The sequence below is a fragment of the Dyadobacter sp. HNCC25DJ184 genome (assembly GCF_056895215.1).
The window spans coordinates 162,933-176,845 of the sequence record NZ_JBXHAQ010000015.1 but is presented as its reverse complement, the minus strand read 5'-3'; the positions used below and the strand labels follow the sequence as shown (position 1 = coordinate 176,845).

The following is a 13,913-nucleotide window of genomic DNA, read 5'->3' as shown; positions in this document are numbered from 1 at the left end:
CTCCCTTTCATCCCTCAATACAAATTCGTCGAAAGAAAATCGTTCCTGAACTTCCCCGTCGGGTCATACTTATTGACCTCGGCCATAAAATCTGCATGCTTTGTATATAGTGATTGCAGCTTTTTAGGTGCCATGGTAAAGAGTTTACCCCAATGTGGTCGTGCATTAAAAGGTGCTAATTCCTTTTCGATTACTGGCAACAGCTTGCTAACCGACGGCCAGTCTTGTATCCAGGTGAAGTGAATAGCCACAGAATCCTGATTATAGCATGGACTCATCCAGAAATTATCAGCGGCAATGGTCCTGATTTCGGAAGTAAATAAATGGGGAGATATCAGGCTTCCCATTTTGGATATGGCAAGAATGGCATCCACAGCATTTTTTCTGGGAACAAAATATTCCGTTTGAAGCTCCTTTCCGCTACTTGGTGTAAAGCCCATTTTAAAATGAGGCATGCGCTCATACCACGGTCCTGCAACACCCATTTGATCCGTACAATTTTCAGCCGACAATTCCGGGATCGGGTGCATATGCTTTTTTGCCAAGGTTGCTCCATAAAACTCCTTAGCAGATTTTATCTTATCGTCATCAACTTTGCTTTTGATCCATACCTCTGTGATTTCTTCTTTAGCCCAATTGGTGAAAAGACTGACGCTATATCCGCTGCCCTCGATGGCATCAAAATTCTTTTTCAGCTCGGTCAACGGTAGATTTTCATATACATATTGGTTCATCAGAAAGGTAGGCTGAATATCTAGCGTGATTTCCGTAACGGCACCCAATGCGCCTAGGTGAACTACTGCGGCATTGAATTTTTCGCCATCCTTATCCCGATTCAAAACAACCGTTTCGCCATCTGCTTTTACTATTTCCATCTCCCGAACGGCGGTGGCTAAATTGCCCTGCTTCTCTCCAGATCCGTGGGTGGCGGTGGCACAAGCACCTCCTATGGATATATGCGGAAGCGACGCCAGGTTATGCAGTGCATATCCCTTTTCATGAAGAGAGGGAGCCAGTTCGCCGTATTTGATCGCCGCACTCAATTTTACGGTTTTTGCATTTGCATCAATGACAAACGCTTGTTTTTCAGGGCTTACGGATAAAAACCCGTCTTTACTGTCCGCAATCGTGTTGAAGCAATGCCTTGTCCCAAGGACTTTTATTTTCCTGTTTGCCAGTATTACCTTTTTAACTTCTTCTGCGTTTTTCGCCCAGGTTAAATTTTCGGTGCTATATGTCAGATTTTTAGCCCAGTTTTCGAGCTTTTTGTCCGTGGTCCACCCGGTTAGAGGTGTAAGTAAAGGCGCTGCCATCAATGTAGAAGAAAGTTTGATAAAAGTTCTTTTGTTCATAAAAGTGATGAAGGCAAGGTGGGACAAGTTGAAATTTTTCAACAAAATACTTTAATTATTCCAAAGCGACAATGGGAAGCATTCCCGGAACTGATATATATCTTTCAGAAGAACTTTTGGACATAGTTTGGCCTTCTCATATTGGTTCAAAAGTAAATTCATCCTGCTGATTGTTTTAAATCAGCTCAGACTTCGATCCACTGATTCCGTTAAAATGCCCATCGCAGTTTCAATCTCTGGGATATTAAGGTTTCCAAACCCAAACCGGACTGCCGAAAGTCTCCCTGTTTGAAAAAGGAGTGTTTGAGGTAAGTGCAAATCATGTTTTAAACATTCTTTACTCAATCGTAGCAAGTTCACCTCCTGGCTCCATTCCGTCCACACAGCCAAGCCACCAGGAGGAGGCTGAAATTGAATACGTTGGCTCACGTTCTCGGCCAGTAATTTGCACAGTAAGTCCCGTCTTTCGCCGTATATCTTTTGCGCTTTTTTTAAATGTCGCTGTACTTCGCCTTCATCCAATAGCTCGCCGAGCGCCTGCTCCATCAAATGGTCGCCTTGCCGATCCACAATCCTTCGCAGCTTGGCCAGCTCGCCAATTAAATTTTGTGGCGCAACAATATACCCCGATCGCAACCCCGGTGCCAGTGCTTTACAAAATGACCCTACATATACTACCATCCCCGAGCGATCCGCACTTGCCAGGGGCAGAACCGCACTGCTTTGATAATGGAAATCAAAGTCATAATCGTCTTCCAGAATGATAAAACCATATTGAGCAGACAGATTGAGCAATTCAATCCTGCGTTCTGCGCTCAGCGTAACCGTGGTTGGATAATGGTGGTGCGGGGTGATATATAGCATCCTGATTTTAGAAACAGCACATATTTTTTTCAGTGCCTCAATCGATATGCCATTTTCGTCGACCGGAACTGATTTGATCTGTGCTCCAGCCTGTTGAAAAATCATATTCGCCACGTAATAGCTCAGATCGCCAACGACGACCAGATCGCCTTTTTCAACCAGTAAAGAAGCGACGAGAAAAAGACCCATTTGGATACCTCTTGTAGTCAGTATATTCTCCGGATTGACATGCAAACCACGGGTGTTATTTAGATATACCGCCAGTTTTTCCCTGAAAAAAGTATTACCCTCAACCTCCGCATATCCCAGATATTTACGGCTATTGCCTCTCCTTAAAATACCTGCATAAGTTTTGGAAAGCTTGTCGAGAGGAGCCAGCCGAACGTCGGGCAAGCCATCTGTGAACTCAAGTGATGTTCGAATATGCGAGACAGGCCGGTCTAGAAGCATGCTTTTTTTGAACTCGAAACCAGCAGTCGCCGGATATTTAAAAAGCCGGGCAGCCTCTGTGGAGATATGTTGCGCAATTACCTCCGGCGTTTTATGATTGATGAACGTCCCTTTATCCGGAACTGAAATCACCCATTGCTGCGCAGTCAGCTCATTTACAGCGGCTACCACCGTTTTTCGATGCACACCGAGAACGCCAGATAGCACACGTGTTCCCGGCAATTTCACCCCCGCTCTCAGGATTCCCTGTTGAATCGCATTGATAATTTGGCGCGAGATCTGAACATATACCGGGGTCGACGAGTGACGGTCGATCAGTATCAGATTTTCAAATGGTATTTCAACCGGACTACTCATAATATCAAAACCGGAGCATATTAACAGTCCGGAAAGATAATACTTTTGCACCCAATTCTGACACACCGATCAGGTTTCGAGATCGGTTCAAGTCACTCACTATTTTTGAATTAACCAGATTATCAGCGTGAAAAAAGATTTACAAAGATTAGCCATTTGCCTTTTATTGATCGTTGCGGGAAATGCATACGCCCAGGAAATCTCCCTTGATCCTGTGACGATTACATCCTCGTTAACTGAAAAGCGATCGTCGGAAACCGGTCGAAATATTGCAGTGATCAAGGGAGATTATTTTCAGAATCTGCCCGTCAATAGTATCGATGAAATGTTGCGTTATATTCCCGGTCTCGAGATTCAGGCGCGTGGTCCAATGGGCTCGCAGAGTGATATCGTTTTACGGGGCGGAACTTATCAACAGGTGCTTGTGATATTGGATGGGCTGCGGCTGAATGATCCGAATACCGGCCATTTCAGCAGCTATATTCCAATTGCGCCTTCTGAAATTGAAAGAATTGAGGTTTTGAAAGGTGCGTCATCGGCCATATATGGTTCCGAAGCTGTGGGTGGCGTGGTGAATATTATCTCAAAGTCATTTGCTGCCAAACAAAATTCAGAAGCCATGTCTTCCGGCATCATCAAGGCCTCCGCAAGCGGGATGCTGGGAGTTGGTCAATATGGCTTGATTAATGCAAATGCCGGTGGATTTATACAAACCAATAGGTTAGCTGTATCTGGTGGAGTATTGTCAAATAATGCGGATGGCGTCCGGCAACGCGGAACGACGGGATATTTCCATAATAACACAGCTTCCCTTTCGGCCAAATATCAACTAACGCCAAATTGGGTTATCGGAGCGCGGTCGTCGTTTGACAGCCGTGATTTTTCCGCCCAGAATTTTTACACCACGTTCGTTTCAGACACAGCAAATGAGCAGGTAAAAACATCCTGGAACCAGTTGAAGATCGGATATCAGAAGGCCCGGTCGTCCATTTCACTTGATGGCGGGTATAAGCACGTGAATGATCATTATTTGTACAATTCTGCTTCGATCAGAAACGAAAGTATATCCAAACTCTGGCAGGGATTGTTGGTCTGGAAACAGGAATTAAGTGCCAAGTCTACTTTGGTAACCGGACTTAATTATCAGAACAAGAACATTTCATCAAACGACCGCGGAAACCATACGCTCAACCAACTTGCTCCTTTTGTTACGCTTTCTCAACGAATCGGCGACAACTTTACCGTAACACCTTCAATCAGAATTGATTGGCGTGAAAGTATTGGTACGGAAGCCGTTCCACAGATAAACCTGTCATTCAAAAAGGAAAACTGGCAGCTGCGAGGAAGCGCGGGAAAAACAATCCGAGATGCGGATTTCACGGAAAGATTTAACAACTATAACAAAAAACTGGTAACAGGAGGCAGCGTCGGAAATCCGGATCTGAAAGCCGAAAGATCATTCAGTTACGAAGCGGGCGCGGATTGGTTTATTAAAAACAATTTCAAAATTTCGGCCACTTTCTTCCAACGCCTCCAACGCGAGCTGATCGATTTTGTGACGACACCCTATGCTGATATGCCTCGTAAGGAAAATCTTTCTCCAACCGGCACATTCGCGTTGGCTGAAAACATCGCCTCCGTAAACACCACAGGAATCGAAACTGATATTCAATTCACTCATAAGCTGGCTGACCATCAATCGTTATGGTTTGCTGCTGGTTTCACTTGGCTTAATAGCGCAAGCAGCAATCAGGTACCTTCATTTTATGTATCATCGCACGCCAAGTTTCTGTCTAATTTCTCAGCGATCTATAAAATTCATAACTTATCGGTTAGTCTGACAGGGATATATAAAAATCGGGCAACGCGTGAGGCTACTGCCATCGAGGCCAGCATATCCAAAAACTATTTGATCATCAATACAAAAGTGGAATATGCATTTCTAAAACAAAGACTGGCCATTTTCGCGCAAGCAGACAACCTGTTCGACACCCAATATAGCGACTTGTTAGGCTCCAAAATGCCCGGTTTCTGGGCCCAGGGCGGAATCAAGTTCAACTGGATTAAATGACATATGAGGAGGTAATACAGATCGTTTCCCGGAATCCGGGAAGCGATCTTCTTTATTGACAATATATATTCAATAGACGATCGGACTTATTTTCCAAGTAAATCCTTTCCCAAACAATCAATGACCATTCCCCAGACAACGCCTGACTAAAACCCAAAACTTCAATTAAATACCGAAAAGTAAGTCGCGTAAGAGAAACACCTAATGTCCCCCTGCTTCCTTCGGAAACACATCCACAATAATATTGGGATTGAAACCGTGCTCCAGATAAACTTTTAACCCGCAAAGTACATGTGCAAAGCCGCTAGTGGCATCTCTCACTGCGGCCAAAATTGCGTCAGCATCTCCTGTAAAACCAGTCTGCCGAACATGAACAAAAGTTGTTCCGTCAGATAAAGCTTTGAAATTTATCTCCACCACTGTAGGATGTTCGCCCGTAAACCAGTGAAAGACCAGCTTTTCGTTTTCAACAATTTCCGTAGCCATCACCTGAAAAGAAATCTGATACATTTCCCATTCCCAGGTAACCCGTTTGGCGACTTCAAGTTTTCCGCTCCCTTTTGTGAACCAAAAATTTCGGGTCACATCAGGATCTATAAAGGCGTTAAATACTTCACCGGGCGACTTTCTGACTCTTATTTGGGCTTCGGCGTGGCGCATCATTTGAATTGGCTTTAAGTGTCGAATCCGAATTTACAGCTAATCCACAAATCATACCAGCTTCGTTAATATTTCACCCTCAATTCCCCTGTTGGAGTCCTATAAATGGCGCCAGTGGCCAGCCCTCCTTTCGTTGCCGAGTAGTTGTCCGTATATACCGGAATATCTGACGATACAGAAGCGGCATTTGATGCGTTTTTATTATTTAAGGCTGCTTGCTTAGAATTATCGGCCGAAGCTTTTTCGGAAAAATTCACCAGATCTCCACCCATAAACCGGTTTGCAATGGCTGTTACATCATTATTAGCCCCTCGTTGGATCGCAACACCTTTTGGCACGCTGATCTGATTTCCGGTTGCCACCATCGTGTTTGTTGTATTGATGCCCCATTTGAGAGCCTCTACAAAATTCGAATTAAATATAATCCCGTCAGACGTATTGTATATTCCATAGCTGGGGTTAAGACGTATCGTATTTCCTGTAATTATCGTATATGCCCCACTGGTGATTTTTATTCCATAACTATTATTATCCATGCTTTCCCCCACCACAAACGTAGCGCCTGTTTCCGTTTGTGTTACTGTTTCACCTGGCTTAAATCCCCCCTCAATTCCCGTTAGCCATATCGTATTTTTATCCTTATTAAAAGCCGTCAATTTGGCCTTCCCACCGTTTTTACCGGATACTGACCTGGCTGGCCCAACTGCCAGTTTTCCCTGGAGCTTTGTAACAGAAAATAATCCCTTGTATGTTTCCGTGTTTGGAACCAGAATCTGGTTGTTGCTAATGTTGTTATACCCACCTCCCGCAAGTTCAATTCCACTAATTGACCCGTCATACTGGTTATTTATATCACCGCTGCCACTACTTGCATAAACATTTATTAAATTGTTTGAGATTTTATGTTCTCCTCCGTAGCCTCCCCTGATCAATATCCCTGCCCCCTTGGCCCCTTCTAATTTGCAGTTCACGATAGTTGCTTTGTCGCTGCCATACAAATCGATCGAATACTTTCCCCCATCACTTTCCATCTCATTTACAACTGCCATCCTGGTTTGGTGCAGCTGCAGCAACGTGTTGTTCTGACCTCCGTTCGCAGTTTGCCCATTAAAATAGCATCTTGTAAAATAGATACTATAGCATTCAGCTTTACCATATGTCCCTATCTTTACGCAAACATCTTCTCCACCATGAAACATTACATTTTCAAATTTTATGTAACCTGCCGCCGAAGCCCAGAAGCACCGATTCGCTCCGTTCGCCAGTAATGCCAAATTTTTGATTGTCACATAATTCACGGCATCTTTTATATTTCCCGGGTTCATAAAGAGAAGATCCTGCCCTTCAATACCCTTCATTCCCTTGATCGACGATCGTCCCTCTCCCACACCAGAAATGGTTATTTTATATACAATTCGACCATTCTGTGTCAGCGCTTTTAGTGACAACCCTACCGAAGTGTAATATACACCTGGCGACAACACGATATCCAAACCGTTCGTGGTAGCCTTATTCAGCGTTTTTTGCAGGGCCGAGCCATCATCATTGTTATCCTGAGGATTTGCACCGAACCATTCCGGCCTGATGTATCCTATATCCTCCCTTTTATATCTGATGCCCCCATTGACCAGCACCATGCTGCTATCGTCAGTCAGTGGCTCTTTAGAGGTATCTTGCAAAAAAATACCGGACTTTGTACCCTCCTGAATGTATATAACCTTCGCCCCGTTCGCGGCTCCTTTTCTAAAGTCATTCAACGATAAATATGGAATCGTCCCTTGACTTCCGGTAAGACTTTTTTCTTTTTTTATTGTATCCGGTAAAGCAAATAGCTCATCGTCATGCCGGCCGGCAGTTTTAGAATTATTAAATTTCTCAGTTGCGGCAAAAGTGATTGAAGGGAGCGCAAATATCGTTGCAAAAAACAGTATTAGGAGTAATTTAGATTTTTCCATTTTAGTGAAGATGTATAAGTGTGATTTCTTCTAAACAACCAAATTTTAATGGTTGTGAATAAGCAGGCCTAACCTGCATTTTTTTAATCCTTTATTTTAAATAGTAGTGAAACAGGCAATTTCAATCATGAGCTTTTATGATGATATGAGTTCAAAAGAACTATACCAAGTGGAAAGAAACGTGGGAGGACGAGACACGGAACCGATTAATTTTCAATTCGTTATAAAAAAAATGGATGACTGTCTATCTGAAAAAGCATGGTATGCTAAACCTCCAGTACAACCTTCCCAATATGCTCACTGGATTCAATCATCTCGTGAGCCAATCTGGCATCATCAAGGGCAAAAGTCTTATATATCAATGGCTTAAAACTGCCGGATTGGAGTAGAGGCCAGACATGGGAAAGAATTTCCGAAGTAAGTTTTGCTTTAAAGGTATTGTCGCGGTTACGTAAAGTACTACCCGTGACAGTCAATCTTTTACCGACGATCTGGCTAAAATCGGTCAGCATTTTTGCACCCGTAATCGTATTAATAAAGACAAGCCGACCATCAGGGTTCAGCAGATTGAGGTTTTTGGGGATATATTCGCCACCAACCATATCCAAAATTACATCCAGACCCACAGGTTTGAGTTCCTTTTCAAAATCCTGTTGACGGTAATTGACGCACATATCCGCTCCCAACTGAATGCAAGCTTCGCATTTTTCGTCAGTCCCGGCCGTAGCATATACTTTAGCTCCGAAAATTTTAGCCAGTTGAATGGCCGTTATTCCAATTCCGCTACTTCCGCCATGCACCAGAAAATGTTCGTCTTTTTTTAGCAAACCTCTCTCAAATACATTGTGCCAAACGGTAAAAACCGTCTCAGGTAACGACGCCGCTTCAACAAAAGTTAGATTTTCAGGAACTGGCAAACAATGCCCTGCTTCGGCCAATACATATTCCGCATATCCACCTCCAACGACCAAAGCACACACCTTTTCGCCTATATATCTTTGACCTGCATTATCCCCGATTGCATCAATCACGCCCGCAACTTCGAGTCCCGGTATATCTGCGGGCGCCCATGCTGGGGGTGGGTAATTGCCCTTTCGCTGATAAATATCCGGTCTGTTTACCCCTGCTGCTCTGACTTTGATTCTGACCTGAGTGCTAGAAGGCTCAGGAACAGGCCTTTCTTCAACACGGAGCACTTCCGCACCGCCCGGTTTGGTAATTACGACAGCTTTCATCACGAGTAAATTTCTTTACCGAAAGGCGTAAACGACAGCTTCATTAACTTAAAATGCTGCTGTGCGAAAGGAATTCCGATGATTGTGATAGCTAGCAATATGCCGAAAAACAGGTGCGTAAGCGCAATCCAAAAGCCAGCGAAAATGATCCAGAGTATATTGAAAAAGAAGGAGGCTACTCCTGAAGAGGACGAAGTTTTTATCTTCTGACCGAACGGAAATAGTGTGAGCATTCCAATCTTAAAACACTGGATTCCGAAAGGAATGCCAATGACGGTCATGCACAAAACCAGCCCCGCGAGCATATATTCCAGAAAAACGGCAAACCCGCCAAAAATCAACCATAAAATATTCCCTATCAAATTCATATGCGTGTGTAAGTTTAATGGCAGTGACAAACTCAGAGCCTCAATTTACTAAAAAACTCGACTTCACTTATTTCTTTTATCTCGCCTGGCTTCATATCACCGATGGCTATGTCCTCGATGGATACCCGTATCAACCTTTTCACGCGATGTCCCGCGGCCATGGCCATTTTCCTGACTTGCCGGAATTTTCCTTGCTGTAAAGTGATTAAAAGCCAACTATAAGGCACATACTCCTTTTCCCGTGGCAATTCGGCGTATTTTGACTCAGGAACATCAACCAGCTCTACTTTACATGGGTTGGTAGTATACAACGCCCCTCCTTCCACAATAATCGGTATACCATTTCTCAGGCGTTCTACTGTCTCCTGTGTCACTACGCCTCGAACCTGAACAAGATATGCCCTATCGTGGCCAATAGGCCCATTGAATAACAGATTGGTAATCTTCTTGTTGGTGGTCAATAAAAGTAATCCTTCTGAATCGCCATCCAGTCGTCCTATCGCGTGTGTGCCTTCTGGAAACGCAAAATCCAGTTCTCCTAATAGCCGAACCGGATCCGGGCTGATAAACTGAGAAACCATCCCGGAAGGTTTATTGACCAAAAAATAACGGTGATGTGGCTCCTGCACTTTGAAAAGATTTATGAAAAAACTTCGTCAAAGATAATGGACACCTTTCCGAATATAAACGCAGAGTTACGAGAGTTTTGTGCACAGCGTAAAGTCAACTTCTGCATTACTCCGCGTTCAACTCTTCTAACTCTGCGTTTAAATTAAACTTAATGCTCTTTTTGATAATGCGTACCTAACAAATCATCGCCAAAATCATTCTCCAGATCGCGCACAACGGAATGGATATGATTTCCATCGTTTTGGGTATTGTCAAATTCGATGATCATCGTTGGCGCATGAATTCGGTAATAATGACCGTGACCCGGGCCAATTACAGGTTCCTGGTCTCCAAGCCAGGCAAAATAAATATTATCCAGACCACTCTTTTCCAGCTTGGCCCACGCTTGATTTTTTAGTGTCACCTGATATCGGTTGAGATAGCTTAGCACCAATTTTTTAAACATACCTTTCTGCTCCTCAGTTAGTGCAGAATACGGGATGCCCTCTTTTTTCTGCAAAATTGCCTTACGGCTATTGGCGGTAAATATTTCATTAGGAGCTTTTTCCGATAGCAGGCACTGACTTTTCTGAGTCGCATTCAGGCTTTTTAACAGTTGAAATGCAAGGTCTTGTTCTTCCTTCAGAATCACGCGGCCCTTCTGAGGAACATCGGCCAGCACTTTCCCAGGGTTACTACCCATAAATCCGGGTGTAAATGATATCTGACCATTTGCCACCGTAATTTGAACCGACAAATGATGCCCTTCCATTCTCCAGCCCCATGGATCGTTGCCCACCGTGCCAAAAAGCACCAAAAGGTAATTTCCCGGATCACGATAGGTATCATTGGGCGGCCTGCTTTCGATAACACGGAGTACATTTTCCAGGTCAATAATTTGCTCGGCCTTGAGCAATCCGTTTTCACTTAATACACTTTTCAAAATAGCGGTCGTGGCCTGGCGCTGTTTCTCTGTCATATCCTTCAAAGCAATGCCTTTTCTTTCGTGAGGGGTGTAATACCACTCAAACCTTACCTCGGAAGAAAATGGGTATACCACTTTTGCAATGTTTTTCTCGTCCAAAGTACCGACAAACGACTTCACCGCCGTTCCCATGTTGGATATCATTCTTCGCGTGGCTTCATCAGGCGTTTTTTGTCCAAATGCGTTTAACGCAACGCTAAAAAAGATTGCTACTTGCAAGGATGTTCGAAAACGTAAATTCTTCATATCATTCACATTTTTAAGTGTACTGACTGATATGATGAAAAGCGAAATATTAAACGATATACCCGTTTCCAGATTTTTGAAAATCTGACCTTATATCCGTATTTCCGATGTCATCGCTTAGCTTTGCGGAAACGTGTTAAAATATGAACTGGGAAAAATTGTTGTCTGCCAAAAGGTGGGGAAGTGAAGATAAATATATTGAAGATCAGGCCGAAGCCCGGTCCGAATTTCAGCGGGATTACGACCGCTTGATATTCTCTTCACCCTTCCGTCGACTTCAAAACAAAACGCAGGTTTTTCCATTACCCGGAAGCGTATTTGTCCATAACAGGCTGACCCACAGTCTTGAAGTAGCGAGTGTTGGCAGATCACTTGGTCGTATTTTTTACAACAAAATGGCGGCTGTTGATCCGGCTATAGACAAACGACTTCCTTTGATCAGCGAAGTAGGCAATATCGTTGCGGCGGCTTGTCTTGCCCACGATTTGGGAAATCCCGCCTTTGGCCACTCCGGTGAAGCGGCAATTTCGCATTATTTCACGGAAGGTGACGGTGCCCGATTGAAAAGCGAAGTAACAGAAGAACAATGGGCGGATTTGACTCATTTTGAGGGAAATGCAAACGCGTTTCGCATCTTGACGCACCCCTATGCAGGCAAAGGATATGGAAGCTTTGCGTTGACTTACTCAACGTTGGCCGCTATTGCCAAATATCCTTGTGAGGCAATTGCAGGCCATAACAAGGCGCATATTCACACCAAGAAATATGGTTTCTTTCAATCGGAGCAAAAGGGTTTTCAGAAAATAGCGGATGACTTGCAACTGATCCAGGCGAGTGATAATCCGTTGATTTTCAAACGCCATCCACTGGTATATCTGGTAGAAGCTGCCGATGATATCTGTTACAATATTATCGACCTGGAAGATGCGCACAGGCTGAAAATCCTCTCCTATCACGAAGTGGAAACCTTGTTATTAAAACTTTGTAACGACCCCAAACTACCTGCACGACTGGAAGACGTGGAGGATATGGATGCCAAAGTAAGTTTGCTTCGTGCCAAATCTATCAATACGCTCATATCAGCCTGTTCTGAATTGTTTTTCAATGAACAGGAGGCGTTTCTTGATGGAAGTTTTAACAAAAGTCTGATCGGAAGTATTCCTGAACCGTTCAATTCGGCGATGAAAGAAATTGAGAAAATCTCCGTCAATAAGATATATAATTACTCGTCCGTGGTGCAGATTGAGGTAGCAGGCTACAAAGTTATGGGCGGACTCCTCGAAGAATTCATTCCGGCATATCTGAACAATAATTCCCATTATTCGAGAAAGCTGGTGGATCTGATACCAAAGCAATTTATTACCAAACAGACTGATACCTATTCAAAAATTCAAACCGTTCTCGATTTCGTGTCAGGGATGACCGACTTATATGCAGTCGAATTATTTAGAAAGATCAAGGGTATATCGTTCCCTTCTATTGCTTAATAATCAGAAAATTACGCTACGGTTGGCACAACATGTCGACGTTTGACAAATAAGGTCACAAAAAAATGAGCCTCATCATATTTCGTACAATCAAGCGTCTGATTTTTTTGTAAATTGTTAGCTTAAACGTCATCGAAACTGTGCGTCAAATATGAAAACAGATCAGCTTGTTTATGCTGCTGATGCCACTCTACAGTATTTTTCTATTTCTCCCGATGTAATCTTTATTTTCGGATGTAGAGAACTGCTAGAAACAAAGCAGGTAACTTCCTTTCTAAAAGCAGCATACCCCGATGCTATTTTTGCAGGCTGCTCCACAGCTGGTGAAATCGCGAATGAATCTGTTTCCGATAATACGATCATTGCTACGGCAATTCAATTTGAAAAAGTTAAAGTGCTGGCTGCAAAAATTACACTGGAAGAAGTTGATTTCAAGAGCCGCGAGGCCGGCAGCAAACTAGTTTCGTTACTGCCTTTTGAAGGTCTTAAACATGTTTTTGTTATTTCGGATGGGTTGAAAGTAAATGGATCGGAACTGGTGAAAGGTATTCAAAAAGCACTTCCCGATCATGTAACGCTTACAGGCGGACTTGCCGCAGATGGACCAAATTTTCAAAAAACCGTAATAATTGAGCCTGACGGAGACGTCATTTCCGGAAGCATTATGGCACTCGGCTTTTATGGAGATACGCTTTCCGTGAGTTTCGGTTCGCGCGGCGGTTGGGACAGCTTCGGCCTTGACCGACTTGTTACAAGGTCAGAGGAGAATGTTCTTTTTGAAATCGACCATCAACCTGCGCTGGATTTGTACAAATCATTTTTAGGTGATAAGGCCAAAGAGCTGCCAGCATCAGGACTTCTGTTTCCGTTAAGCATGCGCGAAAGCGAGGATAAAACGCCCGTAGTGCGTACCATTCTGGGCATTAATGAAGAACAAAAAAGCCTCACGTTTGCCGGGGATATACCCGAAGGATCGTTCGTGAGATTGATGAAGGCTAATAATGACAGGCTGATTAACGGAGCGGAAGAAGCCGCTCAGGTTGCATCCGACGGGGAGGCTGACACTCCGGAATTCGCATTGCTGGTAAGCTGTGTGGGCAGAAAATTAGTATTAAAACAAATGGTGGAAGAAGAAGTTGAGTGTGTTTCGGAAGTTTTAGGAAGACCTGCAATAACGGGCTTTTATTCGTATGGAGAACTTGCCCCATTCGGCCAGGACTCCGGCACCGAGCTGCACAATCAAACCATGACCATCACCACTTTCAGGGAATAAT

At 43.7% G+C, this 13,913-nt stretch carries 11 protein-coding genes; 3 read left to right on the top strand and 8 right to left on the bottom strand.

What is annotated here, in order from left to right:
- Positions 1–14: 14 nt before the first annotated feature.
- Together AC1XUD_RS21150 and AC1XUD_RS21145 are read right to left on the bottom strand one after the other, a co-directional pair.
- Positions 15–1,352 (bottom strand): D-arabinono-1,4-lactone oxidase, encoded by a 1,338-nt coding sequence (locus AC1XUD_RS21150; RefSeq protein ID WP_483363012.1) that lies wholly within the window; start codon positions 1,350–1,352, stop codon positions 15–17.
- Between the two features lie 180 nt (positions 1,353–1,532).
- On the bottom strand, positions 1,533–3,023 hold the full coding sequence (locus AC1XUD_RS21145; RefSeq protein WP_483363011.1) for an aminotransferase-like domain-containing protein: 1,491 nt from the start codon (positions 3,021–3,023) through the stop codon (positions 1,533–1,535).
- Positions 3,024–3,150: 127 nt separating this feature from the next.
- Here AC1XUD_RS21145 and AC1XUD_RS21140 point away from each other — a divergent pair, with 127 nt between their 5' ends.
- The gene (locus AC1XUD_RS21140; RefSeq protein WP_483363010.1) at positions 3,151–5,094 is read left to right on the top strand and encodes a TonB-dependent receptor plug domain-containing protein; all 1,944 of its coding nucleotides are present in this window, start codon (positions 3,151–3,153) and stop codon (positions 5,092–5,094) included.
- A gap of 201 nt (positions 5,095–5,295) precedes the next feature.
- Here AC1XUD_RS21140 and AC1XUD_RS21135 read toward each other — a convergent pair whose 3' ends face one another.
- The 6 genes from AC1XUD_RS21135 to AC1XUD_RS21110 all read right to left on the bottom strand — a co-directional run bounded on the left by AC1XUD_RS21135 (position 5,296) and on the right by AC1XUD_RS21110 (position 11,152).
- A complete protein-coding gene (locus AC1XUD_RS21135; protein ID WP_483363009.1) occupies positions 5,296–5,757 on the bottom strand; it encodes an SRPBCC domain-containing protein in 462 nt (153 codons plus the stop codon).
- A gap of 62 nt (positions 5,758–5,819) precedes the next feature.
- Entirely contained in the window at positions 5,820–7,709 is a 1,890-nt protein-coding gene (locus AC1XUD_RS21130) for a right-handed parallel beta-helix repeat-containing protein (RefSeq protein ID WP_483363008.1), read from the bottom strand.
- A gap of 266 nt (positions 7,710–7,975) precedes the next feature.
- The gene (locus AC1XUD_RS21125) at positions 7,976–8,944 is read right to left on the bottom strand and encodes an NAD(P)H-quinone oxidoreductase (RefSeq protein ID WP_483363007.1); all 969 of its coding nucleotides are present in this window, start codon (positions 8,942–8,944) and stop codon (positions 7,976–7,978) included.
- Positions 8,944–9,312, bottom strand: coding sequence for a YccF domain-containing protein (locus tag AC1XUD_RS21120; protein ID WP_483363006.1), 369 nt, complete (start codon positions 9,310–9,312; stop codon positions 8,944–8,946). Before AC1XUD_RS21120 ends, AC1XUD_RS21125 begins: the two co-directional genes overlap by 1 nt.
- A gap of 32 nt (positions 9,313–9,344) precedes the next feature.
- On the bottom strand, positions 9,345–9,941 hold the full coding sequence (locus AC1XUD_RS21115; RefSeq protein ID WP_483363005.1) for a pseudouridine synthase: 597 nt from the start codon (positions 9,939–9,941) through the stop codon (positions 9,345–9,347).
- A gap of 149 nt (positions 9,942–10,090) precedes the next feature.
- Positions 10,091–11,152 (bottom strand): DUF3500 domain-containing protein, encoded by a 1,062-nt coding sequence (locus AC1XUD_RS21110; RefSeq protein WP_483363004.1) that lies wholly within the window; start codon positions 11,150–11,152, stop codon positions 10,091–10,093.
- A 143-nt stretch (positions 11,153–11,295) separates the two neighbouring features.
- Here AC1XUD_RS21110 and AC1XUD_RS21105 point away from each other — a divergent pair, with 143 nt between their 5' ends.
- Both AC1XUD_RS21105 and AC1XUD_RS21100 read left to right on the top strand, forming a co-directional pair.
- Positions 11,296–12,639, top strand: a complete 1,344-nt coding sequence (locus tag AC1XUD_RS21105; RefSeq protein ID WP_483363003.1) for a deoxyguanosinetriphosphate triphosphohydrolase — start codon at positions 11,296–11,298, stop codon at positions 12,637–12,639.
- Between the two features lie 151 nt (positions 12,640–12,790).
- Positions 12,791–13,912 carry an FIST signal transduction protein gene (locus tag AC1XUD_RS21100; RefSeq protein WP_483363002.1) on the top strand — a complete coding sequence of 374 codons (1,122 nt, stop codon included), beginning with the start codon at positions 12,791–12,793 and terminating at the stop codon, positions 13,910–13,912.
- Position 13,913 lies beyond the last annotated feature (1 nt).

Coding starts and splice junctions, on each gene's coding strand:
- AC1XUD_RS21120 (WP_483363006.1), bottom strand. CDS start 9,312: ATGAATTTGATAGGGAATATTTTATGGTTGATTTTTGGCGGGTTTGCC.
- AC1XUD_RS21110 (WP_483363004.1), bottom strand. CDS start 11,152: ATGAAGAATTTACGTTTTCGAACATCCTTGCAAGTAGCAATCTTTTTT.
- AC1XUD_RS21145 (WP_483363011.1), bottom strand. CDS start 3,023: ATGAGTAGTCCGGTTGAAATACCATTTGAAAATCTGATACTGATCGAC.
- AC1XUD_RS21150 (WP_483363012.1), bottom strand. CDS start 1,352: ATGAACAAAAGAACTTTTATCAAACTTTCTTCTACATTGATGGCAGCG.
- AC1XUD_RS21100 (WP_483363002.1), top strand. CDS start 12,791: ATGAAAACAGATCAGCTTGTTTATGCTGCTGATGCCACTCTACAGTAT.
- AC1XUD_RS21125 (WP_483363007.1), bottom strand. CDS start 8,944: ATGAAAGCTGTCGTAATTACCAAACCGGGCGGTGCGGAAGTGCTCCGT.
- AC1XUD_RS21135 (WP_483363009.1), bottom strand. CDS start 5,757: ATGATGCGCCACGCCGAAGCCCAAATAAGAGTCAGAAAGTCGCCCGGT.
- AC1XUD_RS21105 (WP_483363003.1), top strand. CDS start 11,296: ATGAACTGGGAAAAATTGTTGTCTGCCAAAAGGTGGGGAAGTGAAGAT.
- AC1XUD_RS21130 (WP_483363008.1), bottom strand. CDS start 7,709: ATGGAAAAATCTAAATTACTCCTAATACTGTTTTTTGCAACGATATTT.